Origin of the sequence: Paraburkholderia sp. D15, assembly GCF_029910215.1 — a bacterium.
Classification (GTDB): domain Bacteria; phylum Pseudomonadota; class Gammaproteobacteria; order Burkholderiales; family Burkholderiaceae; genus Paraburkholderia.
Window position 1 is genome coordinate 1,319,040 of sequence record NZ_CP110396.1, and the last position, 23,508, is coordinate 1,342,547.

40 protein-coding genes are annotated in these 23,508 nt (G+C 46.9%); 33 read left to right on the forward strand and 7 right to left on the reverse strand.

What is annotated here, in order from left to right; all coding sequences use genetic code 11:
* Complete coding sequence (locus tag LFL96_RS25695; RefSeq protein WP_281003506.1) at positions 1-828, reverse strand: hypothetical protein; 828 nt, start codon at positions 826-828, stop codon at positions 1-3.
* A gap of 276 nt (positions 829-1,104) precedes the next feature.
* Between LFL96_RS25695 and LFL96_RS25700 the strand changes: the two genes are divergently transcribed.
* From LFL96_RS25700 to LFL96_RS25765, 14 genes are all read left to right on the forward strand, one after another.
* The gene (locus tag LFL96_RS25700; protein ID WP_281003507.1) at positions 1,105-1,716 is read left to right on the forward strand and encodes a hypothetical protein; all 612 of its coding nucleotides are present in this window, start codon (positions 1,105-1,107) and stop codon (positions 1,714-1,716) included.
* A gap of 15 nt (positions 1,717-1,731) precedes the next feature.
* The gene (locus LFL96_RS25705) at positions 1,732-2,115 is read left to right on the forward strand and encodes a hypothetical protein (protein ID WP_281003508.1); all 384 of its coding nucleotides are present in this window, start codon (positions 1,732-1,734) and stop codon (positions 2,113-2,115) included.
* A gap of 28 nt (positions 2,116-2,143) precedes the next feature.
* Positions 2,144-2,533 carry a hypothetical protein gene (locus LFL96_RS25710; protein WP_281003509.1) on the forward strand — a complete coding sequence of 130 codons (390 nt, stop codon included), beginning with the start codon at positions 2,144-2,146 and terminating at the stop codon, positions 2,531-2,533.
* 205 nt (positions 2,534-2,738) lie between these two features.
* Complete coding sequence (locus LFL96_RS25715) at positions 2,739-3,161, forward strand: hypothetical protein (RefSeq protein WP_281003510.1); 423 nt, start codon at positions 2,739-2,741, stop codon at positions 3,159-3,161.
* 20 nt (positions 3,162-3,181) lie between these two features.
* A complete protein-coding gene (locus tag LFL96_RS25720; protein ID WP_281003511.1) occupies positions 3,182-3,577 on the forward strand; it encodes a hypothetical protein in 396 nt (131 codons plus the stop codon).
* Between the two features lie 11 nt (positions 3,578-3,588).
* Positions 3,589-4,026: a hypothetical protein gene (locus LFL96_RS25725; RefSeq protein ID WP_281003512.1), complete on the forward strand. Its 438-nt coding sequence runs from the start codon at positions 3,589-3,591 to the stop codon at positions 4,024-4,026.
* A gap of 59 nt (positions 4,027-4,085) precedes the next feature.
* Positions 4,086-4,535: a hypothetical protein gene (locus LFL96_RS25730; protein WP_281003513.1), complete on the forward strand. Its 450-nt coding sequence runs from the start codon at positions 4,086-4,088 to the stop codon at positions 4,533-4,535.
* A 10-nt stretch (positions 4,536-4,545) separates the two neighbouring features.
* Positions 4,546-4,902: a hypothetical protein gene (locus tag LFL96_RS25735; RefSeq protein ID WP_281003514.1), complete on the forward strand. Its 357-nt coding sequence runs from the start codon at positions 4,546-4,548 to the stop codon at positions 4,900-4,902.
* On the forward strand, positions 4,899-5,630 hold the full coding sequence (locus LFL96_RS25740) for a hypothetical protein (RefSeq protein WP_281003515.1): 732 nt from the start codon (positions 4,899-4,901) through the stop codon (positions 5,628-5,630). The genes LFL96_RS25735 and LFL96_RS25740 overlap by 4 nt, the downstream gene beginning before the upstream one ends.
* A 72-nt stretch (positions 5,631-5,702) precedes the next feature.
* Positions 5,703-5,873, forward strand: a complete 171-nt coding sequence (locus tag LFL96_RS25745; protein ID WP_281003516.1) for a hypothetical protein — start codon at positions 5,703-5,705, stop codon at positions 5,871-5,873.
* A 92-nt stretch (positions 5,874-5,965) separates the two neighbouring features.
* Positions 5,966-7,504, forward strand: a complete 1,539-nt coding sequence (locus tag LFL96_RS25750) for a primase-helicase family protein (RefSeq protein WP_281003517.1) — start codon at positions 5,966-5,968, stop codon at positions 7,502-7,504.
* Between the two features lie 719 nt (positions 7,505-8,223).
* Positions 8,224-8,973 carry a LuxR family transcriptional regulator gene (locus LFL96_RS25755; RefSeq protein ID WP_281003518.1) on the forward strand — a complete coding sequence of 250 codons (750 nt, stop codon included), beginning with the start codon at positions 8,224-8,226 and terminating at the stop codon, positions 8,971-8,973.
* A gap of 127 nt (positions 8,974-9,100) precedes the next feature.
* Entirely contained in the window at positions 9,101-9,739 is a 639-nt protein-coding gene (locus LFL96_RS25760) for a hypothetical protein (RefSeq protein WP_281003519.1), read from the forward strand.
* A 30-nt stretch (positions 9,740-9,769) separates the two neighbouring features.
* Entirely contained in the window at positions 9,770-10,198 is a 429-nt protein-coding gene (locus LFL96_RS25765) for a hypothetical protein (RefSeq protein ID WP_281003520.1), read from the forward strand.
* Positions 10,199-10,232: 34 nt separating this feature from the next.
* Here LFL96_RS25765 and LFL96_RS25770 read toward each other — a convergent pair whose 3' ends face one another.
* From LFL96_RS25770 to LFL96_RS25780, 3 genes are read right to left on the reverse strand one after another with little or no spacing between them, the layout of a single operon-like run.
* Positions 10,233-11,015, reverse strand: coding sequence for a hypothetical protein (locus tag LFL96_RS25770; RefSeq protein WP_281003521.1), 783 nt, complete (start codon positions 11,013-11,015; stop codon positions 10,233-10,235).
* On the reverse strand, positions 11,012-11,911 hold the full coding sequence (locus LFL96_RS25775; protein ID WP_281003522.1) for a restriction endonuclease: 900 nt from the start codon (positions 11,909-11,911) through the stop codon (positions 11,012-11,014). The genes LFL96_RS25770 and LFL96_RS25775 overlap by 4 nt, the downstream gene beginning before the upstream one ends.
* Positions 11,912-11,950: 39 nt before the next feature.
* Entirely contained in the window at positions 11,951-12,751 is an 801-nt protein-coding gene (locus tag LFL96_RS25780; RefSeq protein ID WP_281003523.1) for a hypothetical protein, read from the reverse strand.
* A 138-nt stretch (positions 12,752-12,889) separates the two neighbouring features.
* Between LFL96_RS25780 and LFL96_RS25785 the strand changes: the two genes are divergently transcribed.
* A complete protein-coding gene (locus LFL96_RS25785; RefSeq protein ID WP_281003524.1) occupies positions 12,890-13,297 on the forward strand; it encodes a hypothetical protein in 408 nt (135 codons plus the stop codon).
* Between the two features lie 36 nt (positions 13,298-13,333).
* Positions 13,334-13,669: a hypothetical protein gene (locus LFL96_RS25790; RefSeq protein WP_281003525.1), complete on the forward strand. Its 336-nt coding sequence runs from the start codon at positions 13,334-13,336 to the stop codon at positions 13,667-13,669.
* A gap of 274 nt (positions 13,670-13,943) precedes the next feature.
* On the opposite strand, the gene LFL96_RS25795 is transcribed toward LFL96_RS25790, so the two are convergent.
* Both LFL96_RS25795 and LFL96_RS25800 read right to left on the reverse strand, forming a co-directional pair.
* Positions 13,944-14,264, reverse strand: a complete 321-nt coding sequence (locus LFL96_RS25795; protein ID WP_281003526.1) for a hypothetical protein — start codon at positions 14,262-14,264, stop codon at positions 13,944-13,946.
* A gap of 13 nt (positions 14,265-14,277) precedes the next feature.
* Positions 14,278-15,219 (reverse strand): NYN domain-containing protein, encoded by a 942-nt coding sequence (locus tag LFL96_RS25800; protein ID WP_281003527.1) that lies wholly within the window; start codon positions 15,217-15,219, stop codon positions 14,278-14,280.
* 265 nt (positions 15,220-15,484) lie between these two features.
* Here LFL96_RS25800 and LFL96_RS25805 point away from each other — a divergent pair, with 265 nt between their 5' ends.
* The 13 genes from LFL96_RS25805 (at position 15,485) to LFL96_RS25865 (ending at position 21,107) form a co-directional block, all read left to right on the forward strand.
* Entirely contained in the window at positions 15,485-15,796 is a 312-nt protein-coding gene (locus tag LFL96_RS25805; protein WP_281003528.1) for a hypothetical protein, read from the forward strand.
* Positions 15,797-15,885: 89 nt separating this feature from the next.
* Positions 15,886-16,113, forward strand: coding sequence for a hypothetical protein (locus LFL96_RS25810; RefSeq protein WP_281003529.1), 228 nt, complete (start codon positions 15,886-15,888; stop codon positions 16,111-16,113).
* A complete protein-coding gene (locus LFL96_RS25815) occupies positions 16,110-16,397 on the forward strand; it encodes a hypothetical protein (protein ID WP_281003530.1) in 288 nt (95 codons plus the stop codon). Before LFL96_RS25810 ends, LFL96_RS25815 begins: the two co-directional genes overlap by 4 nt.
* Positions 16,398-16,651: 254 nt before the next feature.
* Complete coding sequence (locus tag LFL96_RS25820) at positions 16,652-17,035, forward strand: hypothetical protein (RefSeq protein ID WP_281003531.1); 384 nt, start codon at positions 16,652-16,654, stop codon at positions 17,033-17,035.
* Positions 17,032-17,304 carry a hypothetical protein gene (locus LFL96_RS25825; protein ID WP_281003532.1) on the forward strand — a complete coding sequence of 91 codons (273 nt, stop codon included), beginning with the start codon at positions 17,032-17,034 and terminating at the stop codon, positions 17,302-17,304. The genes LFL96_RS25820 and LFL96_RS25825 overlap by 4 nt, the downstream gene beginning before the upstream one ends.
* Positions 17,305-17,344: 40 nt before the next feature.
* Positions 17,345-17,794, forward strand: coding sequence for a hypothetical protein (locus tag LFL96_RS25830; RefSeq protein WP_281003533.1), 450 nt, complete (start codon positions 17,345-17,347; stop codon positions 17,792-17,794).
* A 276-nt stretch (positions 17,795-18,070) separates the two neighbouring features.
* Positions 18,071-18,493 carry a DUF4116 domain-containing protein gene (locus LFL96_RS25835; protein ID WP_281003534.1) on the forward strand — a complete coding sequence of 141 codons (423 nt, stop codon included), beginning with the start codon at positions 18,071-18,073 and terminating at the stop codon, positions 18,491-18,493.
* A 132-nt stretch (positions 18,494-18,625) separates the two neighbouring features.
* Positions 18,626-18,862, forward strand: coding sequence for a hypothetical protein (locus LFL96_RS25840; protein WP_281003535.1), 237 nt, complete (start codon positions 18,626-18,628; stop codon positions 18,860-18,862).
* Between the two features lie 14 nt (positions 18,863-18,876).
* A complete protein-coding gene (locus LFL96_RS25845) occupies positions 18,877-19,317 on the forward strand; it encodes a hypothetical protein (protein WP_281003536.1) in 441 nt (146 codons plus the stop codon).
* Positions 19,317-19,895, forward strand: a complete 579-nt coding sequence (locus LFL96_RS25850) for a hypothetical protein (protein ID WP_281003537.1) — start codon at positions 19,317-19,319, stop codon at positions 19,893-19,895. The genes LFL96_RS25845 and LFL96_RS25850 overlap by 1 nt, the downstream gene beginning before the upstream one ends.
* Entirely contained in the window at positions 19,888-20,154 is a 267-nt protein-coding gene (locus LFL96_RS25855) for a hypothetical protein (RefSeq protein WP_281003538.1), read from the forward strand. Before LFL96_RS25850 ends, LFL96_RS25855 begins: the two co-directional genes overlap by 8 nt.
* Positions 20,155-20,388: 234 nt before the next feature.
* Positions 20,389-20,856 (forward strand): hypothetical protein, encoded by a 468-nt coding sequence (locus LFL96_RS25860; protein WP_281003539.1) that lies wholly within the window; start codon positions 20,389-20,391, stop codon positions 20,854-20,856.
* A gap of 68 nt (positions 20,857-20,924) precedes the next feature.
* Positions 20,925-21,107, forward strand: a complete 183-nt coding sequence (locus tag LFL96_RS25865) for a hypothetical protein (protein ID WP_281003540.1) — start codon at positions 20,925-20,927, stop codon at positions 21,105-21,107.
* A 148-nt stretch (positions 21,108-21,255) separates the two neighbouring features.
* On the opposite strand, the gene LFL96_RS25870 is transcribed toward LFL96_RS25865, so the two are convergent.
* Positions 21,256-21,762, reverse strand: coding sequence for a hypothetical protein (locus LFL96_RS25870; protein WP_281003541.1), 507 nt, complete (start codon positions 21,760-21,762; stop codon positions 21,256-21,258).
* A gap of 130 nt (positions 21,763-21,892) precedes the next feature.
* Here LFL96_RS25870 and LFL96_RS25875 point away from each other — a divergent pair, with 130 nt between their 5' ends.
* From LFL96_RS25875 to LFL96_RS25890, 4 genes are all read left to right on the forward strand, one after another.
* Positions 21,893-22,123, forward strand: coding sequence for a hypothetical protein (locus LFL96_RS25875; RefSeq protein ID WP_281003542.1), 231 nt, complete (start codon positions 21,893-21,895; stop codon positions 22,121-22,123).
* 42 nt (positions 22,124-22,165) lie between these two features.
* Positions 22,166-22,612: a hypothetical protein gene (locus LFL96_RS25880; protein WP_281003543.1), complete on the forward strand. Its 447-nt coding sequence runs from the start codon at positions 22,166-22,168 to the stop codon at positions 22,610-22,612.
* Positions 22,613-22,740: 128 nt separating this feature from the next.
* On the forward strand, positions 22,741-23,028 hold the full coding sequence (locus LFL96_RS25885) for a hypothetical protein (protein ID WP_281003544.1): 288 nt from the start codon (positions 22,741-22,743) through the stop codon (positions 23,026-23,028).
* Positions 23,029-23,212: 184 nt separating this feature from the next.
* A complete protein-coding gene (locus LFL96_RS25890) occupies positions 23,213-23,497 on the forward strand; it encodes a hypothetical protein (protein ID WP_281003545.1) in 285 nt (94 codons plus the stop codon).
* Positions 23,498-23,508: the final 11 nt, after the last annotated feature.

Sequence of the window (23,508 nt, forward strand, 5' to 3'; positions counted from 1 at the left end):
CTAAAACTTATCGCCAATCCTTGGACCGGGCATTGGCAACGGCAAGAGGTTATCCTTTCCCACCACTCCAGAATTCTTGAGCAAGACCGACATATACTCGCTGATATCTTTGCCGAATTCGTCAAATTCATATGCGATAGCCCCTTGGTTTAACCCCTCAAGGAAGTATTGAGCATGCTCCCTGAACGACTTGACTGGACACTTAATGGCGAGTTGCCACATGGCTATCGCAGCCAAAAGGGATGAAGCGGAATAGGGAACTTCAGAGTCAGACGAGCTTTGATATTCAGTGAAGACGAGGGAATAGACATTCGTATCAAGCTTCAAGTGTCGAACCGTCAAGTCCGCTTGCAGGGTTCTGAAGCATGCCGTCACCTTCCTGAATCTGTCTTCGAGATCCCAATCCTCACCAGGCTTCACTTCTGCAAACTGAACGTGCAAAAAGCTCCAGCTTGCCTTAAGCGGCTCGGCCAGCCTCACCTCACCCGCATTCTTATAGTGGTAATCAAGGAAATGATCTACCTGCTTTAAGCAAGCCTTCTCGTTACCTTCTAGCACCTCCCAAACGGGAAGATCGAACGGACCCTCATGAAACATTGAGCCGGTTCCGGTGAGGACACTATTGACCATATCGACCACCCGCCGCTGAGGTAACTGCCCTGCCTCATATCTATCCCATCGCAAGCCCTCCAATGCCGATAGATAGCTTCCCGCCTCACGGCAAGCCACCGTCATTTGATACCCGTCTTCTACACCCGCACGGGCATAGACGGCTCTAAGCCAGAGCCGACGCTTCATATCACCAATTTCCGCGTTACCAGAATTCATTCTGTCTTGTCAAGAAAGCCAAGGGCCATTCCATGGCAGAGCTGGCATTTTACTCTGCCAAAGCTGCGTAGGGAGATTGAAAGTTAAAGGATATTCTGGCACCACATTAAAGAAAAGCAGATGAAAAAATAAGTTGCATGAATGAATTGGCCAACATGCAGCCTCGGATTAAATCTGCAATTTCTTGATAACTGCCCCGTCGAATGAATTCACTTTCAAACAGCCAGGCAAACATAGACGGGACAACCCACTAACTAACTGATGAGGAACAACACAATGAAAGCCTACAAATCGAAACATCAAGGAATGGCAGAAGTGAAGCTGACAGTTGAAACCCTGAAAAGTGAAGGGATTGAGGTCAGCCTGTCCGAAATCTCGAATCTCACTGGCATCAGTATCCCGGTTCTCTACACCTATAAGCAGATTTATGACCTCATGGGGGTGAAGAAGCGCGGGCCTAATGGCACCCGCCTGCCCGTTGCTATCAAGGCAAACCCGTCGCAGAACCGATACATGACTGTTATCCGGGGTCTCTTTCTCGATAACAAGCCCATGAGCCGGACCGACATTGCAGATGAACTCGTTGCAGCACTTGGAGGCAGTGTGGACAGCACGGCAATGATCCAGGCCGTCAACTCACTGATTGCGAGCAACACTCTGAGTCTTGACAGCAACGGCTACTACCGCCTGAAGGAAGCTCCTGCGAAGCATTCCAATGCCCCGTCGGTTCTTCTGGATGAGACCGGCAATGCAACGGTTCTGAAGCATGGCGAATCGCCTCTCGAAGTTGCAGAGCGACTTATCCGGGCAGGAGCACGCCGAATTGTTCACCTCTTGCCCTCTGAAATCTTTGAGAGCACAACCACCATTATCAGCCACCGCATTTAATTAGGAGAAAAAACCATGAAACAAATCAAACTCGAAAACATTAAAGTTCGCCCTTCTCTCATTCTTAACACGCTCTCGATTGTTGACACTTTCCAGAAGCAGTTTCTTATCACCGGGAAATGTCGCTCTGACTTTGTGGAATATCGCGACCATGAATTCGTGGGGGGATTTTCTGTTGATCAGGGTTTCGAAGAAGGCGTGAAAGCTCAATTGATTAAAGCCGTCGATGACGGACGAGCGAGCGAAATTGTCTTTTTCAAAATGAGCATGAACGAAGTGAACGAACCTGACTTTATCACTGACATTATCCAGAAAAAAGGCAAACGCTCCTATATCGGAGTTTCATGCCTGCTGCACGAAGAGTGGACTGACATCGACTGGCAAGAATCGGCACGCTAAGCACTACTACAACTAACAAGGATAAAACATGAAAACCAAATTTATTGCAAAACTTGAAGATGCCGTGAACTCGCTTATGACTCTCCAAGCTATTAATCAGTCAAAACTCTTGAATGCAGACGGCAACCACCAGCTTTGGGAACACTCGCAATCAGGCGACAAGTATATGAGCATGTTCGAAACTCAGCTTGGCTTGATTTTGAATAACTGCAAGCGCAGAGCCTTCAATTGGGCTTGTGAAGTTGCAGCTACGGCCAACCGGCATGAGAACTTCGACCCCGTAGCATTTCGTGATTGTCACCATGGATTTTACAAAGGCAAGGCAGCGATTTTTCTGTATAGCTTCGCTGATGTAAAGCAAGAGGACATGCATGAAGACGAAGAAATTCCCTACAACACCCTCGTAGTTTTGCTTTGAGAACGGTCATGAACATTGAGCAGACTCTATTCCTTCTCAAAAAAATTGATTCCTGGAAATCCAATCCACCAGACTACAAGGAGATTCAAAGCACGACCAAGCTTTTCATGAGGACCCTATTCCCGAACCTGCCACGGGACCAATTAAATTATCTGGCCGGAAACTTTATCGCAACACACTGCAATTTTAACCAAGGAGAAATGCAATGAAATCGAATCGCCCTAACTTGTCGTTTGAAGCAACCTACCGCCTCAGCCCTCTTGCCTCAGCGATTACAAACAGCATGGCGGCAACACTGGTTAAAGCTATGAATCAGCCTGACTTTATCCCTGGCACCAGCAACGCGACTTATCACATTATTGCCCGATTGATGCGAAGGACTTTTGAATTCAACCCCGAACAAGACAATGTCGAGGAGTTCAGAGCCATGGTTGATGAAGAAGCCGATAAGCTCGGCGCGGACTATATTTTCGTGCATTTCGAAGGGAAACTTTCAGATTATCCAAGCATGAACCTTGAAGTTTATGACTGGAAGAAGAAGTGGGGAATTCTTGGCATGTCGTTTAACTACGGCAATGGCTACACCCCTTTTGCATGGATTACCGAAGACGAAGCAAAAACACTTTAAACAATTCTAAGGAGCATGAAATGACTAACAACCAGAAACTGATTCAAGCGATTAACGGCTTTCTCGATATCCAGAACCGTTACGAAGCACACCTTTCCTACATGGTAGGCCTTGCCCAAGCATGGGGCACGAAGAATCCTGACGAGGACATTGAAAACAATAGAGCTTTCAGGGCAGACATCCAGAAGCTTATGGGTAGCGGTAAGGAGGCAATTATTAGCCTTGCAGGAAAGATTGTAGCCACCGCTAACCAGCAAGAGTCTTTCAACCCCTACTGTGTTTTGTCGGTTGAAATGAAGAACACCCACGGCAAACGCTCTGTGCTCTTCCATAGTTACGGCGAGATGAACAATATCGGGACGGCCGAAAAACCCCACCTGGAGCTTGAAATCAACAGCATCGAAATTAACCTTTGAGGAGACCCACTATGAACGAAGACAAATTTTTCGCAGCAGCAGCGCAGGTAACACAAGCAGGAGAACTTCTGGAGCGAGCAGGCTTTAAGAATAACCAGATTGTTGAAATGCAATCGGCTTTTCTCGCACTCATGATGGCAGAGAGCCGGATTGTTCGCCACTACCGGCAAAGAGCAATCAAGATGGTGTTTGATATCTTTGGTGCGGAAGGGAAAGACCTGATCTTGCGAGGTCTGGAGCTTGCAAACAAAGACGGCCTGACGAAATCAGATTTCTACGCCTTGGCAGAGAGAACTAACAGCAAGTGTGTTTTCTTCAACGACCGCGAGCTGGATAGTGTCCTCTCCAGCATGATCACTCATGCAGCTTACGCACTAGAGAGAGACGGAACGAAACTCAATGTCAAGCCGGTTTATGGCAACCCTGGATTTTTATTCTGCCATGGGTGACATTGAGAATTGAAGATAGAAGCATAAAATTACTTACACAATCACATAAAGGAAAAATCATGGCAAACACAAAACATGTATCAGTAACGATTGAAGGCATTTCCGCACTACAAGTAATAAATAAGGAAATGACCACTGGTCCGGAAAATTACTTTCATATTCTCGATTTTATTGGCTGGAACCTGACCGAGCATAAATTTTGTATCTCCTTCACAACCAAAGGACATTGGGGAGAGAAGGTGTTCGAGCTTGCAAAGAAATATCCCGAGCTTCGTATCTTCATGACTGAAAACGATCCATACATGCCATGCCGTTTTGAAGTTGAGTTTTTCAACGGCGAAGTTGCCTGCTTTCAGGAGACGGCTGGATTTGAAGAATATTACGGCTGCCCTGAACCGGAGGCTTGTGACGAACCACACACGGAAGAAAGCAATCTCACCCCGGACGAACTGAACGGGTCTGATCCATTCGGAGTGGACGAGCCAGCAACTATTAACTTGACCATGTGAGGAGAGCACTATGAAAAAGAACCAATACAGATTGAACGACACTGAAAAGAAGCAATACACCGTTGTGATCGCGAACACCTGGCTTCAAGAGCACAAGAAAAAGCTTGGCTTGCCCTACCACAGTGGGGGAATGCTCTTTTGTCAGTATGTCTTGAACTACGACCACTTGACTAACTGGAGCTTGTCTCTCCAGTCCGTTTTGAAGGCACGAGCAAGTGAGATCGACCGTGTTGCAGCAGTTCTCACACGCGGCCGTCACGGAGGCTTTCACGGGATTGAAGTCACCTTGCATAACGGGAAGACTGAAATGCTGGACGAGACGACTTATATGCACTGCCGGCCATTCAATGGGGAGACACAGCTATGAAAACAATCGCCAAGAAGATTGACGAAATTTGCCGGGTCTCGAAGCAAGGACTCACGCCCAAGTCAGTTGTCGATGACCTCATGCAGGTTCTATTCAATGCTCTCGTTGGGGAGGGGCTATTTCGACTTGCCTTCCCTTCTGGCGACCTTCGCGTTGATTCGAGCTTCTATCGCGAATTGGACCAATACAGGGCAGATCCTGAGGCATGGGAACGCCTTGGAGATATTGCTGAGGACTATCTGTTGCTCATGAAGAGCCGTGACCCGTTCACCGACCTGGTAGGCAGTCTCTATAGCCAGATCAGGCTTAACATAAAGTGGGGGCAATTTCTGACTCCATGGCCGGTTGCCACGGGTCTCACAGGATTTCACAACATTGACCTGCGCGACGGCAAGCACATTCTGTTTGGGGATACAGGAGGTTGCGGAGCGGGCACCCTGCTTCTGGCACAGCTTCAGGATTTATACGAGCGACAGCCAGCCAGACTGAGACAGGTTCATGTGGTTGCGCTGGATATCGACTGGCACATGGTAATCATGAGCACTGTCCAGATAGTCTATCCATTGCTTGCTTGCAATATCGAGCTTGGAAGCTTCAGGAATTATTGTGGGCATGGAATTATTGATTACGACAGACCAACACCAGCAATGACTTTCATTCCTGATTTAAAAAACTGGAAAGCTTTTCATGAGCAGAGAGATATGAAAGATGAAACATTTTTTCTCTGAAGTATTGACAACAACCTAAAAGACGTTATTGTTAGTAATACAGGTAATACTTTTAATACGAGGAGATTAATTATGAGTGAAAAACAAAACTACCCAAAATTGCTACAGTTCAAATCTACGGAAGACATGGAGCGTGACATTAAAAAGTTAAGAGATTTTGGATTTAATACTAGCGACCTCATGCGTGAAGCAGTAAGACGCGAAATCGAAGCGAAACTTTTATTGATCAAGGCAACAGTCTAAGAAACAAGAAATCCCTCAGACTGCAATCTGAAGGACTTAATAACTAACTCTCAAAGGTGGACACCAGACGAGAATTCACAAAGGAAAATACTATGACAACAATAAACAAAGATTCTGAAAATGTCAATACAGAAGCTACAACTGATAGACCCAACGCAGAAGACCAGAAAAGAGACGACGATCTTGACCAATTTGGTTTCCTGTTCAATAGCGTTGAAGACCTTGCAAAATACAAAAAATATGTCGAATATTTTGAAAAATACTCGCTGCTGAACTTAAACGGCAAGACAGTAATCGTTAGCTCACGCACGGACCCAGATGTCGGACTTATTTACGAGTTCAAAAGCATCAAAGATTTCCATGACTATCATAGACGCGACAATTTCTACGTTTGCGAAAATGACCGTTGCACCAAGAAATTCTTTAGCTTTCTTTGGATTGAGTCTGAAACATTATGCACCCGATACGAGTATGCAACTTTCAATGTCAATCCCGAGTTCAAGAACCCTGAAGCATTGAACTTCTGGCATGGTTTTGTTGAACCTAAAAAAGGAGACCATAAGCCTTTTCTTGACCATATTGATAAGTTAATTGACGGCACGAAGGAACACAAAGATCACCTTATCAAGCTCCTGGCTTATACGGTTCGTTACCCTCAGAAACAAACAGGAACCAGTGTCGCCCTGAAAGGTAAGCAGGGTTGCGGTAAGACCACAATTTCCCTTACCTTGAGCGAAATGTGTCCTAAGCACAGCCGGATCATTGACGATGTGGACGACATTTTTGGGTTCAATGACTCGACCATTCACCTGAAATACTTCCTCATGGAAGAAAGCGTTTGGGGTGGAGACAAGACCAAAGAAGGCAAGCTAAAGAACGCAATCACCGCCAAGACCCGAAATATTGCAATCAAGCATGTTTCCGGCACTACAATTCCCAATGTTGCCTTCTATGTTTTCACGAGCAACGAGGACTGGATTGTCCCAATTGGCACAAATGATCGTCGCTTCAATGTATTTAACTGCACGGACACATTGATTGGTGATCGTGAATATTTCGACAAATACTATAAATGGCTTGAAGGCGAAGGCAAGCACTATCTGGTTAATTACTTTATGAACGAGATCGATCTGACTGGTTTTGACCCAAAAAATCTAGTTGCAAACGATGCGAAGACTGAGGTCAAGGTTCAATCACTGAGACCAGTTGAGAAATATCTCTACAACTTGCTCTCAGGTGAGCTTGATTATGAATTCTTGTCAATGCAGCAGTGGGCAATGGAAGCCAAGCTGAACCGCGCTGAATTTTTCCAGCACTTCAAAGAAAATTCGGTTTTCTCAAACCGTATCGAGATCATGGAATTTTCAAAGACTCTCGGGAAAATTTTCAACTTCCCCTCAAATTGGGCAGTGAACTGGAAAGGAGGCTCGACCAAACCTTTCTACCGATTGCCAGGAAAAGCGGAATGTCAGTCATTGTTCGCAGCCTACATTGGCGAGAAGGCAAATATGCTTTTCTCGGACTACGCAAAAAATCAGGACGACCATGATAATTTCGCAACCATGGACCCCTTTGCTGAGAATGGGCAAGCTGAGCAAAGCTCTAAGACACCCGAGCAAAAAGCCGCTTGATTCCCCTCCTCCACCAACCAGCCCCTCATGCAGGGGCTTTTTTCTGTGCAGGCCAACTCACCAGAGAGCGCCGGGGACAGATCTCAAAGAAGCTCACGCCGCTTTTTCTACCGAATTTTTTTCAATGTGTTTCTTATCCCTACCTTCCCTACTTCTCCCTACTTAAAAAAATATATACCGGGGAGAGATAGAGTTAATACAGGTAAGGCTCACAAGATTTCTCCCTGGCTTCCCTAGTAGAAATCGAGCACAAAAGAAAATTGGAGAAACAGCGAAACTTGGTCTTATCTCATGCTTCGTACAATCTTTTTTTTAATTCTAGTAGGGAGAGTTAAAAATTGGCTCTTCGCCTTATTCAGTAAGGCTAAAAGTCTCCCTGGGTAGTTGTCATTTCTAGTAGGGATAACTTGAAAATCGAATATAAAACCCTCTCTTCGTGAGATTTCTGCTAGCCGCAGGGCAAACCCATGATTGATCGTTCAAGCCTGACGGCACCGGCTTCGAAGAAGTGAGGGATTCATCATTGCCTCACCGGCTAGGTGAAGTCTTCCCAACGGGAAAAGGGGTTGTCTTTTGTTGGGACTAGCTCCGTGCAGGCAAGACGTTGTCCGCGTGACGCCGGCCAAAGTCACATGCTAAAGTCGGTTGCCTTGCGAATGGCGAGGAGACCGGACTATAAGCCGTGAACAACGCCGTCAGGCAATCCAAGAACCAAAAAAATGAAGCACGACCTCTATCTGTTCGAAGACTTGCTAAATTCAGACTCGCACGAAGAACTGCATAACGGTGTGAGCAGGCTCGCTAAAGGCATGGGCTTTCCAAGCCTCTTCTTTTCTCCACTGGTGGATAGCGGAGGCGCGAGACAGTTTTTTCACGACCAAGGGCAAGTCGATCCTGAGCATTTGCCAGCACGAAATATCTATACGACCTATCCCGAGTCATGGCTCATTCGCTATCAGCAAGCTCAGCATATCCGCCACGACCCGGTCGTGCGGCAAGCGACTGAAAGAACGCTTCCGATTTTCTGGGACAAGTCGGCTAAGGGCCGCAATGTTGTCTTTGACGAAGCGCGTGAGCATGGGCTTGCCAATGGAATCACGATCCCGATTCACGGCGCGAACGGTGAATGGTCACTGTTCAGTGTTGCCTCTGACACCGCCCCTTATCGGGACCGCTTACATGCCTCAGCATTCGTGGGGCAAATCCAGCTTGCAGCCTTCTATGTTAATGAAGCGGCGCGTCGCTTTGGTGAAGCTCCCCCTCTTGCCATTCGACCGCTCACGAAGCGCGAGAAAGAATGTTTGCTGTGGGCATCGCGCGGAAAAACGGCTTGGGAAATCGGCTCGATTTTATCTATCGCGGAGGTCACGGTTGTGTTTCACCTCACCAATGCCCGTGACAAGCTGAATGCTACCAACAGGCGGCAGGCCGTCGCCAAGGCTATCAGTCTTCGCTTGATTACCCCCTAAAACCTATAAGTTTTTATAGCTATCACGAACGATTGCAGCGGCTGACAATCCGCACCAGCATGATCATACATGCGCTGGGGGGCATGGCTTAGCCGTGCCGGGGATTCAGGCCAACAGAAGACAATCGATGAAAAAGCTATTACTCGTAACCGTGCTGCTGACCGGTTGCGCGGACCAAGTCGCAACCCTGAATTCGAGCATGACCAATGCCGTCATGTCGCTTCAGTCGCGAGTTACCGCACCGCCAGCCAATGACGCTTTTTCGTCGTCTGGTCTCAGGGGTGTCTTCGCTAATCACCCGCTCGAATCTGGCTGGCCGCGTGTAGCCCTCACCATTGATTCGATGCCCCCTGACGCAAACACTTCGAGATATACATGGAACGCAATTGACGGCGGGTATGCGCCGCCCCAAGGATACTGTTTGACCGTATCTGCTGTCGTATGGAGTTCTCCGACCAAATCGCGCGAAATCCACGGTGTCCCATTTTGTGCTCAGGATATTGCGCCGGGACAAACAGGCTCGACCACACCCAATATTCTTTACTGGTCGACCATGCCCAAAACCAGTGTCAAAAATACGGGGACACGCAGGACAACTGGCCCCACTCCCCCGCTCAAATCGTTTCCCAATCATGGCTTCTTTGTGGACAACATAACCTCGAAAGCAGCTTTCATGTTTGACCACTTGGTTGAAACCATGGGTCTCGATCTCGCTGACGACCCTATGCACGAGTATCGCCTCTGGGTAGTCACAACTGTTCAGTAATACTGATCAAATTATAACTAGCAGACTAACATGAAAAAATACACAGGAAGCCTTGAGCGTCTGGGAACAAGTCGCGTTCTATCTGGCTACACCCGCTACACCTACATTGAAATCGGGAATGACCGTCTGAAAAATTTATCGGTGAGTGACGCACTGGACGGAGTTCTACAGGAAGGTCTCAAAACTCCAGCCTCGATCTCAATCTGGGTTGTTTCTTATATGGGCAGAAAGATTGTCGCCGGAGTATCGCGAGCGGACGGGACGGTTTTCCGCTCGAAGATAACTGGCATTCCCCTCGCTATCGTAATGGCCCTGTTTGCCATTGCTTGTATCTGGGGAGGTCTGAGCGAAAAAGCGAGTTTTTTTGTAGTGCTCGGACTTGTTCAAGTCGCCTTCCTGGTCTATTTGGGCAACTTGAACCGCAAGGTGCTAACCATTCCTGCCAACGATGCTTTATAGCGCTTCATGCTTCTGTAGCCATGAGAAAGCTTTGCTAGCTTTTTCCAACCTTCGACAAGTAAGCTCCCAAAGCGGCAGCAAAGCCAACAATCAATTCTGCTTCTTCCGCCGATGGCTCACCACCTTCGCTCAAGTGTCTGCCTCTGTTTGAAGTGAAGCCCCACATGCTCTCTATCGCCTTATCGAGTGGAGAGCCAATTCTTGCCCGATTAGCCTTAACCCACTCACCTAAGGTCAGCTTCGTTTCGCCAGTAATCTCACGGGCCACGCATTCCAATGAGGCCATGGCATGCTGCACCGCGCCTGTAGTGTCAGGAACGGGACGACGCGACAGATCCATAATCGCCTCATGAAGCTCACGCGAAGCCGTCATATGTCCATGGGCTTTTTCGGTGGCATGTGCGTCGGCTACAACGCGGTCAAAGCCCTCCTCGCCCCGATAAACCACTTGCCCGTTGTGATCGAGCGACCAGCCAACACCATTGACCAGGAAATATCGGTTGATATCTTGCCGGAATTTTTCCTGTTGAAAGCCATGCAGACTTCCGAGTAGTTCTATGAAGTCATAGACCTCATACCAGTGAGCATCGTCCAGCAAGCCACGGACTTCTGACTCGACATTGCCAGGACTCCAATTGTTCGAATCTGGCCGCTTCTGGAGCATGCGACACAGCAACTCACGCAGCTTGTCGTGCTTGAAACCGCTATCGAGCGCACTATTCACCACCACCCCGCGAAGCTCCTTTGAAGCCTCCAGCCTGGCAGTAATAGGCGCCGCATGAATCTGGGCGAATCCGTTTCTCTCCGAAAACTTCATGACTTCTCCAGTGCATGCGAGCAATAAATTTCGCCCTTCAACGAAACCGTTTTAACCGCGTGGTCGAGCAGTTGCTTGAACGTATAGTGACCGAAAAGCACATTCGAAAGATGCACACCATCAAGCAACACCATATTGATTTCTTTCCCATGAGGCAGGGTCTGAACAGCACCGCTCGTGAACCCTGACATAGAGAGGAAAATGCCCCTTCCGTCAGGTTTCCCCAAGAGCTTTACATAGAAATTGCGAAGCTGTACAGGGTCGGCCTTGTCGGCCGTCCACTTCAACTCGATGAGGTAGTAGCGGCCTTCATACTTGATAGCACCATCAATCTGCTCTCCCAGATTGTTGAACGGACGCTCGACCGGAATCCCGCTTGCCTCCATCAGATCCGCAAACAACTTTTCTAGCGCATAGCCTTTTTGTTGGGGGGTCAAATTGTGGCTATCGAGAAAGCGTTCATGAAGCTTCTGACGCTTTTCGTCATAGGACTGAACCCGAGGAATAACACGAGCTTGCTTGACTTCCTGCTCCTTGGACTGCTTGCCCAGCAACTCTCGCAAACGCAACGCGGCAAGTTGGGCCTTCTGGATCTGGTGTCCCCTGTCCTGAGGAACAAAGCTCTCGCGCTCGATCAGCACCCTAACGAAATTCCGGGAAATCTCCAGCCGTCTGTTGTAGTCAATCGTGCGAATACGCTCATAGAGTGCATCCATTTGATCGCGCTTGGTGAGCGGGGAGCCTTCAGGCGACCGCAAATTCTTGATTTCCGTCACAAGCCGAACTTCCACCTTCGAACTCAGCCAGGTTTTATGAAGGTCTCCCTTATACCAATAGAGGTTCGCGAGGCCGTCTTTGATCAGCAACTCAATCTCGTCAGTGAATACGTCAAACATGGCTCCTCTTCCTCTCAGTTTATATTTATATGTTGATAGTTATTCTTTGGTTTCTTGTGTATGAATCTCTTGCTTAAAGTTACCTGCGCGACGAATAGTTACAGTTCTTGTCATGACGGGTTTTTTTGGTGCTCCGTTTTCACCTGGCATAGCAATCGTGACCGTGACTTTCCTCTCAAACCAACCTTTCTCAACGGGTTTATAGATATCGTCAGGATACGGTAACATATCATTTACTCTTCGTAGCAAGAGGAGGTGACGACGAATAGCTTTTTTGAAATCTTCAAAGGTTCCAATATCTTTCTTCTGAAATGCATGGATAGCATTACGACGAAACTGAATCTCTTCAATAAACTTATGATGTTCGGACTCTTTGCTCCAGATATGCTCAGCAAAGAACACTTTCAAGGGTTCCAACATAAGTCCGTCTGGAGAATTTATCTTCTTCTTTAGTTCTTCAATCTCGGCCTCAGTCTTACCTTTTTTCAGGCCCTTGGACTCCACCGATTTCTTACTGCTGGCGAAATAGTCTTTCAGGTAGGCACACAGCACGAGCTTCAATGCGCCTTCTGCCAGACTTCCGAGGTTAGTCCACGCCAAAACAAGATCGCCCTCAGTCTTGCACTCAGGCCAACGCTTTAGCGAAACCGCGAGCGAGGTTTGCCACTCCAGCATTGAGCCCTTGAGAAGAGCCGCCGCTTCGTCTGGGGCCCAGCCCTTAACCTCCTTCCAGAACTTCATAAGTCCAGCCGTCAGCGACTCGATACGCTCTAGCACCTGCTTGTCCGACAGCTTGGACGGGTCATTAAGGTCAGGTTGCGGTACGTTTATTTCTTGCACGGCTTCTCCCGAGTCTTGGGCCAGTCGCCAACGATACCACTGTGAAAGCCAATTTTCGACGGCTCGAATTTCGGGTAGGATTGCTCTCAGCCGTGCAAGCAGAAGGCACGCACCGGAAACCACCCCTGCGAGACCAGCATGCCGGCCAAACCCCTGAAAGAACGAATTATTGAGGAGGCGTTCAAGTATTTCCTGCCCGTTATCCTGAAACGCCTGCACCGCCTGTTTAATTGGCTTTGGGAGCAGCTTCAGGGTTTGATCGCTCGATTCACGAGCCGACGCACGAAGGAGGCTGCACATAAGGCTGAGGAAGCCAGCAGGAAAGCAGCGGAGTCAACCGACCCGCTAGAAAAGGCACGACAGCAAGGAAGGGAGGAAGCTTTTCGTGAAATGGCAGCGAGTTACGAGCGTGACATTGCCCAACTCAAAGCCGAAATCGACCACTTGCGAGAAGAAATGCAAGCGAAGAGTTCTGATGAACTAACCCGCATGTCAAACAGGAGCAAACAAAATTTGCTGGAGGGTCCAGCACAAAGCAAATCTTAGTATTTCAATGACCGATTAGATGTTGAAGGAAAAGCCATGGATAGCGTAGACATTCAAAACTTCGAAGAACAGATCGAAGAAATCCAGGCCAGCCATGCTCTCTCGACCGAGGGCAAGGGAAGTGAAGACACCGTAGACGATCTTAAGCGCCAGTTAGGGGAAAATTTGGGGCTTATGGTCTATCAATGCGACGGCGATAACGAGTATGAACTTGATCGCGACGCACTGAATGAGATTGAGAACGCAGGACTCGGGACAGTGGAAATGAAATATGGCTTCCCGAAGTTGATTATCGGGAATAGAGCAGATCCCGATGACCAAATCGAAGTGCCTATTGTTGACCCGACCGAGCAACGCTATCCGGGTGACTGATTAGCCCGGAAATCGAGAAGTGGAATCGCGGACATGGTTCAGGGACAACCCCCGCGACCCTATGTGAAACCCCGTAAATGAAAAAAGGACTCGGCAAAAACCGGGTCCTTTTTCTTTTCTGGTTACAACAAGCACAAACAGACAACACCAGAGAGGAACAACAAAATACAACTATCTAAAAGGAAAGTACACTACTTTTAAGCTGTTCTTATTCACCAGAACAATAAAAGTATACATATAAATCAGATAAAGTCAATAGTAAGTATTGACAAAGTTACTTCTTCTTTACTGCATCGACCAATTCTTGACGAGTCGTATCACGCTTCTGAATCAATGCAATGTTTGCCGTCAATTTTTCGTCACGAAGACCACCCGCTTCAATCTCAGCTTCATTCTCTTCCTGATAAGCCCACCACTTATCGTAGACTTCGAAGAAAGTCTCAAGCTTCAAGAATACTTCTTTATTTCTATCTTGAATTTTAGTAAGCAATTCGTCCGGCATATAAAACTCATAGTCAGGCACTTCAATCTGACGAGCTACCGTAACAACAACCTGCGACTTATACCAAGCTACATCGTTTCTGTTCATTCTCATGTGTCATTTTCCTTCAATAGTATGTTTTGACATGTAGTGCAACATCGGTCCCGCGAGAGCCTACACCGACCTGAAAATTGACTTCCTGGCCTTTGAAGAGGTCAGCAAACTCACCTGATTCGAGCGCGGTATGGTGAAAAAACAGGTTCTCTCCTCCCGAATTGGGACGAAGGAAGCCATAGCCGTCACTGAGAGTTACGATAACGCCGTCTTGCCAGCCGTCTTTGTCTTCCACGGGTTCCAAGTCAGCCGACCCCACATGAGGCTCTACCGGCTCGATTTCAACCCCAGGCGCATGCCTTTGAACGCCACGGCGCCTCACGAACAGATCCTCGAATGCCGCTTGCTCTTGAGCAGGTAAAGCCTCTAAGCCGTCGATCGTTGCTGTCATGTCAAAGGGGTAAGTGACCTCACTCATGAGCAACTGAGACGCACGCGTTCCACGCTCTTCCCCACTTTCCGCATGGTAGGTAAATGACCACCCGAGAACCATGACCCGGACACCAAGGGTATTGAGCTTTCTGACCAGTGGAACGTAGTCACTGTCGCCGGCCACGAGGCACACGAGATCGAGACTTTTTAGTTGCGCCACCTCGAAGCACTCAAGCGCGAGTGACACATCCACGCCTTTTTCGGTCCCGTCAGGACCCATGGGGAGGTAATGGGTAATCACCCCTTCTTTAATCAGTGTGTCGTCCCAAATCCGCTCTTTGAAAAGCATGTCGCGCTCACTGACTTGCTGCGCGGAGAACCTACCTCTGAAGTAATGTGAGTCGACAACCTGTACATATCTTTCGTCAAGCTCTTCTTCTTTAGCAATCATGCTTCTCACAAACTTGTGAAGCCCACTGATTGATAGACGAGCTTTCCTCTCGTGGTGATACATATAATAATTGCTCACCATGGAAAAATAGCTTCCATCGTAGAACACACCAATCCGCGTTAGATTTCTCATATCTTGTCTAGTGTCGTTATCTGCATAGCACTTCTATAAACCCCGCTTCGAACACTGCCTTGCCCTTCGGGGGCAAAGAGAACCCTTCCACTCTACGGGGCAGTTCCACGGGGTCAAGCCTAGCCAGCCATCCTACCTGAAATCGCCTTTTTCAGCGATTCCGTCTGTCGTCCATATCAACCACTTATCTGAATGACTAGTCTTTACTATTGAATAACTAAAAGTATTTCGTATGATAGAAATATAACAACAACAAAGGAAAAATATGGAAAAGGTATTGGTTACACGCACCGAACAGGAACTCAACGACCTAAAACAAAGCTGGAAAAACGATCCATGTTGGGATATCGAAGATACGGAAGGGTTCGAAGCACATTACTCTGAATTGGTCAGTTTTAGAATAGCAGCTATACAGGCTTGGCAGGATGAATGGAAGCAAAAATGCCTGAGCAAAGCAAGCGAAGCTGGAATTCCAGGAAATTTCAAATTTGGTCAATATCTAGTAAGGCAAGAGCAAAACCTTGATCGACTTTGGCTCAAAGTTGCAAAGCTACACGAGCATGACGAAATCGACTGAAAGATGTTTTATTAAAAACCAAGCCTGGCACGTCCAGGCTAAAGCCCCTAACATGGCTACAAACCAACAAGACAAAAAAGGACAAAAACATGAAAACCAGAATACATATAAAAACTAGATCAAGAGCAAATTCCATGGATTACGCTCCCGAAATGCTAGACCCTCACAAGTTGAGCATTTTAATAGAACAGGTATTTGATGCTCCAAAAAAGCATGACTCCTGGTTTGACCGAGAGATAACGCTCATGTTTAGCCACGGTTATTTCAATACTACTGCACACGTCGGAGACAAGAAGACTCAAGGTGAACAATCATGAGCCAGATTCGCACTGTAAAAATCTTTGATCGCTTGCCAGATAAACCTGTTCTCAGAGAGGTCGCTCTCAACTGGAATGGCCGCACAGAACCCGAGCCAGCGAGCCTTATTCACTCCTCACGCTATATCTCGATTCACTTCTGGCAAAGAGAAGACCAGCAACCTGACCTCTACCAGGATGTTCTTTTGGAGGCTGAGAATAACGGTCTCAATCCAGGGTTGAAGAAAGAACGCGACGCGATACGAGCAGTGTTGAAAGCAGCAGAGCAGAAAACGAGCAAATAAGTTTGCCCGTTTATCGTCAATCTCAACCATTTATCTAAAGACCAGTCTTTTACTATTGAATATATTCCTATCCTTTGTATATTTGTAATACAACAACAGAGGATAAGAAATGAACAACAATGAACAATCCCGCACAATCTTTGAATTGTTGGCTCACCTTAAGTCAACTGAGACTCGAAGACATAAGGAAGCTGAGCAAATTTATCTTGAGACTATCCGAAACAGCCGCTTTCCTGAAGAAGTAAGAGGTTCCCATGAAGCATGAGCTTGATATCGACCTCTTCTCCTCCCCGCTGCCAAAGCCTAAGACGGTGTCGCATATCACTGAGATTGGAAAGGTTGCCGTTCTCATGCTGACCGCCTGGTGTCTCTTTACGAGTATCCAACGATTCCATATCGGACGCGACAATCAGGAAGCTCTTCAGAGCCTCGTGAGCGACTACCAGATTACTGCGAACGCCATGATGAAGGTGAGAGCTAGCACCCCGAGGGGCGACACACAGAAGTTCGCTCGCCTGAGTGCCGGCATTGAACGCGCGACACAGGTTGAAGCCTGCCTACTGCATATAAACCCATATGGCGATATCAATCTCATGCCCGAGGTGCGCCGTTGCGAAATCCAGCGAGGCAAACAATGAGCCGCAAGATTCTCACTGACCACTACCGCAGCCCCAAGCTTGCCCATAGCCACGAGCTACACAACGACGAGTTGCTTGTAGCGGTGCATACGAAGAGCCGCAAAGGTGTCTTCTATGTGGATACCTTGGACATACAGACAAATGACCGGATCACGGACAAGACCGAAACACACAACCTCAAGAAGCTCGAAATCTGGTGCAGGAAGACATTGATTCCGAGTGCCGGCCATAAAGTCTATCTGATAGACGAAGACCTACAAGATATATAACGAGGATAACAAGATACACAACAACAAGGAAAACTAAAATATGAATAAACTAACACTTATCACACTTACCATTCTACTTGCCACCCAAGCTCATGCTTCATGCTTCATTATGGGCGACAGCATTGCATACGGTATCTCAACCCAGGCCCCAGCTTGCCAAGCGAACGCCAAGGTAGGACTAAACACCAGGGACGCTCTCACACGCTTCTCAGTGATTCCAGCCACCGACACCACCGTCATAAGTCTTGGGGTGAACGACCGAGGCAGTAGCTTACCTACCGCTCGAAACCTGGAAGCTATTCGAAACCGCGTGAAGTCAGCGAATGTAGTCTGGATCTTACCCACGAGCTATGAAATTGCCAAGCATCAGACCGTCGCGAAAGTGGCGGCCGCCCACGGAGACAAGACCCTCAATGTCGATTCCCTAATTGGTGCGGACCATATCCACCCTACAAACTACACTACGATTGCACGCGAACTGAAGCTGTAACCACACGGCCCTCATGCAGGGGCTTTTCCCATTCTTATCCAGCTACCCATGCCCAAGCTCTCCTTTCAGGAGGGTTCTGCTAGCCGCAGGGCAACAGCAGACTGTTCCATGCACCTTCTACGAAGTCATTGCCGTCAGGCATATCTCTCCCTTTCGCTTATGCCCAACCATGTATGCCCCACCGGCAAGGTGAGCATTCCCAACGGGGAAATCTGAAAACTTGCCAAATTCCTTTCTTCCGGTAGTTTAATTAGCATAACTAAAAGGAGAGCGACCATGGCCGGAAAATTAACAGATAAAGAATACGCGATTCGAGAACTGACACAGAATCACTACGACTATTCGCACCTACCAGAGACCCTTCAGGCTGATCGAGACGTGGCTATCGCAGCTATCAACAAAGATACCGCCCTGCACGTTCTCTACCACCTTCCCAAGTTACTGAGAGCCGATCAATCCATAGCCAGACACACGGCACTCGAAATGGAAAAGGTCCAGACCCAAGCCTTCATACACGACACCATACAAGCGAACTTCACCACTGCGATTGCTCAAATGCTACAGCCTGGAAAGAAGGCTTCTGACTGTTTTCCTCCAGATCTCGATTCGCACAGAGCCGAGCATGCATTCAAAGCCAGCCATCCTCCAGCATTGAAGCCCACTCCTCGCGTCTGCAAATTCACCAAACAATCTATCTAAGATGTGAGCCTCTCTATGGGGCTTACCTCTTATCTCTGAAACCTACCATTTGTCTGAATGAATGCCCTTCAGTATTGAATAAAAGTAATTTCCCGCTATGATTAAATTAAGAAAACAAATAAAGGACTAACAATGAAATTCTTAACAATAATTTTAGCTTCACTGATATTTACCACAACAACACAAGCAAAGATAGCAACTGCTGATCTTCAGGTGACAGCAACGATTCATTACGATTGCTCTTCTGACAAGCTTGAGCAAATGAAATCTGAACTTGCATACATTAGAAACTGCCAAGTGCAGCAAGCGAGTGAACTCAAAGGCGCAGTAGTGAAGCAGGAAGGAAACGCAGTCTCAATTACATACTAAAAAAAGGAGAAAAAATGAGCATTGATATCAAACAATTTAATGACCCTAAGATGTTTACCGCAATGGGGTTCACTCGAATTGCACCTACACGAGGGCCCTCCTCAAGTTGCCCAATCAGAATCATCCCATCTGCAACGAAGTATATGAAAACCTCAAGAATCGTATTTCGACCTGATGTGATCGAACAAGCTGGGTGGAAGCTTCACGATTCCCTAAATATGTATGTCATGGAAGGTCGAAAAGATGTATTCGGATTTGCTCTAAGCAAAGATTCACAAGGCTTCACACTTCGCAAACATGGAAATAATGCGTTTAGCTTATTGATACCGTTTGGATTTTATACCAAGACCATCTATCTTACAGACGACGATTATGGTTTTAAAGAATCAAATATTGACGAAGCTATTGGGGTCCTAATACAAATACCAAAACAAAAGGTAAAACTGGAGAATTGATGATTGAACTAATAATTTTAACATTACTAGCGGGAGTTTCAATCTATGCCCTGAGAAAACCTAGGCCACGAATCGAAGTAGACATGGTTCCTTTTTCCATGCACGGCATCAATGTCCGCTCAAGACTAACCCCTTCACAGTGGGGGAAGATACGAAAGCTCCACACTGAACTGGCAGGCGATAAATGCGAGGTATGCGGGAAGAAGGGAACAGAGCAGCGATTCAAGCATGACCTCGAATGCCACGAAATCTGGCTTCACGAAGGCAAGATCCAGAAGCTTATCGGCATGCAGGCACTTTGCCCTCTATGCCACAAAATTAAGCATGTCGGACTGGCTGATAAGTCTGGCTATGGGGAAGACGTCCGGGAACATATGGCTGAAGTAAATGGCTGGACCCTGGACCGCGTTGAGGCTCATATCAATCTCAAACGGCAGCAAGTCAGATCTATCAAACTTCCCCGAGGCGAACGCCACCAGCTAGATCTCACCCACCTGAACAAGCCCTGCTACTCCTTCCTCAATGAGACTTTCACCGAGAATGAGACAGGTAGGTGTCGCAGGGGGCTGTATGAGTAGCCCTATCGCCACCATTGAAGCTCCCCTGACCGACCAGAAGGCTTGGGTTGCCCGTATCACGAAGCTCGATGAAAAATGGACCTTTGGGCGCGACCAGATACCACCAATCGTTTTCGGCAGCCGCATTGTCTTCAATATCGTCAGAGCAGGACTGTATGAACACAGGAACACTTCCCACGGCTCAGGCTTCGTCCATATCAACGAAGAGGGACTGAGCCACCCCATGACGAAAGAGCAAGTTATATCCATGCTCGAATAGCTTCCACCTCTTCCTATCGAGCTACCCACCGCACAGGCACAATCCTCCCTTCTCGGGAGATTTCTGCTAGCCGCAGGGCAACACCATACGGTCAACGAACAACATTCTTCTATCGAACCTAGCCCTGCTTATCCTTACTTTCGACCTTTTATCTGAATGACTACCTTTTATTATTGAATAAAAAATTCTATCGAATAAGATAGTTACATGACAACAATAAAAAAGAAGAAAGTCATGAGCACATACTTTAATATCGTCAATCTGGATAAGAAAGAGCAGGCAAGTTTGGTGATTCTCAAATCACAAGATGAGGTTGACGCAACAGTTGCGCAGTGGGAAAAGAAAAATCGAAAAAAATGGTTGAGCAAGACCCGACAAGAGGACTTTTCCAATTGGGGCAAGCAATACGATCCAGAGGGCTATGAAAAACAAGAAGACGGAAGCTGGACCCGCGAAATACACAAGTTTTATCAGTTTCATCAAAAATTGGTTTTCGGATTCATTTTCTGGGAAGCCTGCGGAAATCAATGGGGAAGGGTTTCAGAATGGTTCGGTGATCGAGTTATCATTATTTGCGACACGAGCGGAGCAAACGAACCAAACTCTCCATATCGAGACTATGAACACTGGATAGCGATGGATGATTATAAACCCGTTCAATTTCATACTACCTACAATGAATGGAAAGACGCACAAAGATAATACAATCGGGGTAACGGCCCACCCATTCTTAACGGGCTAACCATAACAACTAAAAAAGGAGCATCCTCATGTATCAAGCAAAATACAACCCAAACCATATCATTGCAGACCTAGAAAATCACAACATTGATATTGAAAAATTCACCGCTAAAGTTATAAGAATGTCAGGAGGAGCCGCACACCAAGCAATCTTCGAGTTAGTTTATGAAACATTGGTCGTCAATAGCTACAACCAAGAACTGATACTTTGATGAAAAAAGCCCCCTAGCGTCTGGGGACTTCTCTCACAAGCGCTTGCGTTGCTTTCGATAGATCGACTTTAGAATGTCCAGAACGGTTTCCCGAGCCTCTTCGGCAATACCAGCACCGCCCCTCTCCAGCTTCTTATCATTTTCATTGTCATACCCCAAACTCATGTTTGAACATTTTGTGCTCGTGAACGGAAATGATCGCCTGTGCAAAATGATCAACATAACCCCGTAGTGAAACTAGGAACTCCCCCTCCTCCCAACGAAGCGGTAATTCCACTAACTTGGTTTCGAAATCGTGACTGACATTCGGAGGAGCGAGCTTACGAAGCTCCTCGATTGCCTGGATTGCAACTTCCTCATCGAATCCGCCAGTTCCAGTCACGAGTTGCATGTAGCAAATGCCTACTAAATGCGTGATAGCGGAGAGCTTGATTTCGGTTTGTAAAAAATAGTTTGGGTTTTTATCCGACGGTTTGCTACTAACATTTTTGACGGTTGCATCAAAGTAACATCTCGGAGGTAAAACATCATTTGCCTGCTGCATTTTTACTGCCAACCCACTCCAACAGTTTTCCAACGACTGAAGGTGCGATAAAGCAACGGCATTTAACAGCGTTCCTGGTTCCAGCAAATCTTTAAATTCTCTAATCATCATTGTCCCATATTCGTTGAACCGTCTATCTTCATTCAATACCATTCGTCTGATACAAGCCCATATCGAATTGAATGAAATAAAACATCGGTTATAGTTAAACTACAACAACAGAAAGAAAAGGAGAGTTACCGTGACAACAGCTACTCACAACTACACCACGTTTGACCACGAATTACTTATCGCCACAGATGAAGACACCGGCTTTTTCTTCGTCCCTCTTCTTACCACTCGCATTTTTTTAAAGATTCGTGCTATTTGCGAGATTAAAAATATTCCTAACGCCGTAATTCAGGGCTACAACTCAACGATTGATCTGGGCTCGAACGAACACTTTAAATTCGAACAAACCGAAAAGAAGTAACTCACAACTATTGACAATTAAACTTTTTCTTATATAACAATCATGTACAACGCAAAACTATCGCTTAAAAAACAGATCGTATTATCAACAAAAGAAATGACTCAAATCTACTTGCTCGAATTGATGACTGACAATGAGATTTCAGAAGCTATGGCACTGGAGACGGAAGACAACCCCTCCAGGGTTTTAGCCGTTCCCTCTTCCTTTGCTACCACGGTAGACATTATTAAACGCATTCGGGGGGAGCAAAACCTCTTTCTCTATCGCAAAGCCGATTATTGGCGCGAGAGCAAAAAGCTGGAACTGAAGCTGGAAATCATGGAGAGCGACGGAACGGTAATCGCCGCCGGAATTCTGTCAGAAAACAATCTGATAGACCTCCATGTCATGGCTGACGCTTTGAAGGATTACGAAGCCCTCAAGACTCATGCTTACCTCCAATCCACTCTCCACCGCAATACACAGACAACCCGAAGACCCAAAATATGATGATCATTCACCACGAGGGGCTGACTAATGCCTCCCTTACGAAGCTACCTTACCGAATCCGCCAGTCGTATCGAGACGAATTATTCGAGGTATGCAAGACGCGAGACTGGGCGCACTTCAGGAGCCTCATGAAGGAGCTAGACCTTCAAATTGCGATCACGAGCAACGGGAGAGCCGACCGGAGACTTGAAAACACGATTGAGAATCTGGCTCAAACAACCAACACCGTCAAGATTTTCCATGGCACAGAGATCGTCTTTCGCATGAGCAAGCCAGCGGGCCTCAAGGGCTACCCAGAACTATGTATTGAGGCAATCAGCACTCTTGAGGAGTATCGAGCAGAGCAACGGCGCATGCACTATGAAGCCCTACTGCCCACGAAGGAAGGCACGACACGAGGAGCGACCAAAATATGAGCACAACAACCTTCTTCTTAGAGTTTTGCTAGTCGCAAACACACCCCGGGGCCGCAACGGCTCATTTTCATTTCTACCGTCTATCCACTAATACAACCACTTATCTGAATGCCACCCCTGTTGTATTGAATAAAAATTCTTACTTGTTATCATATAAGCATGATAACAACAAAGGAGAACTATCATGGCAGACCTCAACAAAATCAATTCCGCTCTTAGCGACTTAGCAAAAGTATTAAACATTCGCAAATTCACAACTAATATTGAAGCCATCGAAGATGGATATACAGCAAACTTGGTAGACACGAATTCGAAAGTTGCTCTTGTCTACACTGCGGACAATCTATCAACCCTCTGGGTCAAGATTGACGACTCAGTGGTTAGTATTTCATACGACGACACCTTTCCCGATTTCAAAGAACTTATTGAAGACAAGGCAGCATTAAAATATTTCCGATTACCGGCATAACGAACAAGCCC

Bases quoted from the DNA above. Each gene is read 5' to 3' on its own strand.
- LFL96_RS25880 (WP_281003543.1), top strand. From the start codon at position 22,166: ATGTACAACGCAAAACTATCGCTTAAAAAACAGATCGTATTATCAACA.
- LFL96_RS25745 (WP_281003516.1), top strand. From the start codon at position 5,703: ATGAGTGAAAAACAAAACTACCCAAAATTGCTACAGTTCAAATCTACG.
- LFL96_RS25765 (WP_281003520.1), top strand. From the start codon at position 9,770: ATGAAAAAATACACAGGAAGCCTTGAGCGTCTGGGAACAAGTCGCGTT.
- LFL96_RS25750 (WP_281003517.1), top strand. From the start codon at position 5,966: ATGACAACAATAAACAAAGATTCTGAAAATGTCAATACAGAAGCTACA.
- LFL96_RS25800 (WP_281003527.1), bottom strand. From the start codon at position 15,219: ATGAGAAATCTAACGCGGATTGGTGTGTTCTACGATGGAAGCTATTTT.
- LFL96_RS25840 (WP_281003535.1), top strand. From the start codon at position 18,626: ATGAAATTCTTAACAATAATTTTAGCTTCACTGATATTTACCACAACA.
- LFL96_RS25740 (WP_281003515.1), top strand. From the start codon at position 4,899: ATGAAAACAATCGCCAAGAAGATTGACGAAATTTGCCGGGTCTCGAAG.
- LFL96_RS25795 (WP_281003526.1), bottom strand. From the start codon at position 14,264: ATGAGAATGAACAGAAACGATGTAGCTTGGTATAAGTCGCAGGTTGTT.
- LFL96_RS25755 (WP_281003518.1), top strand. From the start codon at position 8,224: ATGAAGCACGACCTCTATCTGTTCGAAGACTTGCTAAATTCAGACTCG.
- LFL96_RS25705 (WP_281003508.1), top strand. From the start codon at position 1,732: ATGAAACAAATCAAACTCGAAAACATTAAAGTTCGCCCTTCTCTCATT.
- LFL96_RS25805 (WP_281003528.1), top strand. From the start codon at position 15,485: ATGGAAAAGGTATTGGTTACACGCACCGAACAGGAACTCAACGACCTA.
- LFL96_RS25855 (WP_281003538.1), top strand. From the start codon at position 19,888: ATGAGTAGCCCTATCGCCACCATTGAAGCTCCCCTGACCGACCAGAAG.
- LFL96_RS25865 (WP_281003540.1), top strand. From the start codon at position 20,925: ATGTATCAAGCAAAATACAACCCAAACCATATCATTGCAGACCTAGAA.
- LFL96_RS25700 (WP_281003507.1), top strand. From the start codon at position 1,105: ATGAAAGCCTACAAATCGAAACATCAAGGAATGGCAGAAGTGAAGCTG.
- LFL96_RS25735 (WP_281003514.1), top strand. From the start codon at position 4,546: ATGAAAAAGAACCAATACAGATTGAACGACACTGAAAAGAAGCAATAC.
- LFL96_RS25850 (WP_281003537.1), top strand. From the start codon at position 19,317: ATGATTGAACTAATAATTTTAACATTACTAGCGGGAGTTTCAATCTAT.
- LFL96_RS25830 (WP_281003533.1), top strand. From the start codon at position 17,345: ATGAATAAACTAACACTTATCACACTTACCATTCTACTTGCCACCCAA.
- LFL96_RS25775 (WP_281003522.1), bottom strand. From the start codon at position 11,911: ATGTTTGACGTATTCACTGACGAGATTGAGTTGCTGATCAAAGACGGC.
- LFL96_RS25730 (WP_281003513.1), top strand. From the start codon at position 4,086: ATGGCAAACACAAAACATGTATCAGTAACGATTGAAGGCATTTCCGCA.
- LFL96_RS25835 (WP_281003534.1), top strand. From the start codon at position 18,071: ATGGCCGGAAAATTAACAGATAAAGAATACGCGATTCGAGAACTGACA.
- LFL96_RS25760 (WP_281003519.1), top strand. From the start codon at position 9,101: ATGAAAAAGCTATTACTCGTAACCGTGCTGCTGACCGGTTGCGCGGAC.
- LFL96_RS25790 (WP_281003525.1), top strand. From the start codon at position 13,334: ATGGATAGCGTAGACATTCAAAACTTCGAAGAACAGATCGAAGAAATC.
- LFL96_RS25815 (WP_281003530.1), top strand. From the start codon at position 16,110: ATGAGCCAGATTCGCACTGTAAAAATCTTTGATCGCTTGCCAGATAAA.
- LFL96_RS25845 (WP_281003536.1), top strand. From the start codon at position 18,877: ATGAGCATTGATATCAAACAATTTAATGACCCTAAGATGTTTACCGCA.
- LFL96_RS25810 (WP_281003529.1), top strand. From the start codon at position 15,886: ATGAAAACCAGAATACATATAAAAACTAGATCAAGAGCAAATTCCATG.
- LFL96_RS25820 (WP_281003531.1), top strand. From the start codon at position 16,652: ATGAAGCATGAGCTTGATATCGACCTCTTCTCCTCCCCGCTGCCAAAG.
- LFL96_RS25725 (WP_281003512.1), top strand. From the start codon at position 3,589: ATGAACGAAGACAAATTTTTCGCAGCAGCAGCGCAGGTAACACAAGCA.
- LFL96_RS25720 (WP_281003511.1), top strand. From the start codon at position 3,182: ATGACTAACAACCAGAAACTGATTCAAGCGATTAACGGCTTTCTCGAT.
- LFL96_RS25870 (WP_281003541.1), bottom strand. From the start codon at position 21,762: ATGATGATTAGAGAATTTAAAGATTTGCTGGAACCAGGAACGCTGTTA.
- LFL96_RS25710 (WP_281003509.1), top strand. From the start codon at position 2,144: ATGAAAACCAAATTTATTGCAAAACTTGAAGATGCCGTGAACTCGCTT.
- LFL96_RS25695 (WP_281003506.1), bottom strand. From the start codon at position 828: ATGAATTCTGGTAACGCGGAAATTGGTGATATGAAGCGTCGGCTCTGG.
- LFL96_RS25715 (WP_281003510.1), top strand. From the start codon at position 2,739: ATGAAATCGAATCGCCCTAACTTGTCGTTTGAAGCAACCTACCGCCTC.
- LFL96_RS25890 (WP_281003545.1), top strand. From the start codon at position 23,213: ATGGCAGACCTCAACAAAATCAATTCCGCTCTTAGCGACTTAGCAAAA.
- LFL96_RS25785 (WP_281003524.1), top strand. From the start codon at position 12,890: ATGCCGGCCAAACCCCTGAAAGAACGAATTATTGAGGAGGCGTTCAAG.
- LFL96_RS25885 (WP_281003544.1), top strand. From the start codon at position 22,741: ATGAAGGAGCTAGACCTTCAAATTGCGATCACGAGCAACGGGAGAGCC.
- LFL96_RS25860 (WP_281003539.1), top strand. From the start codon at position 20,389: ATGAGCACATACTTTAATATCGTCAATCTGGATAAGAAAGAGCAGGCA.
- LFL96_RS25825 (WP_281003532.1), top strand. From the start codon at position 17,032: ATGAGCCGCAAGATTCTCACTGACCACTACCGCAGCCCCAAGCTTGCC.
- LFL96_RS25770 (WP_281003521.1), bottom strand. From the start codon at position 11,015: ATGAAGTTTTCGGAGAGAAACGGATTCGCCCAGATTCATGCGGCGCCT.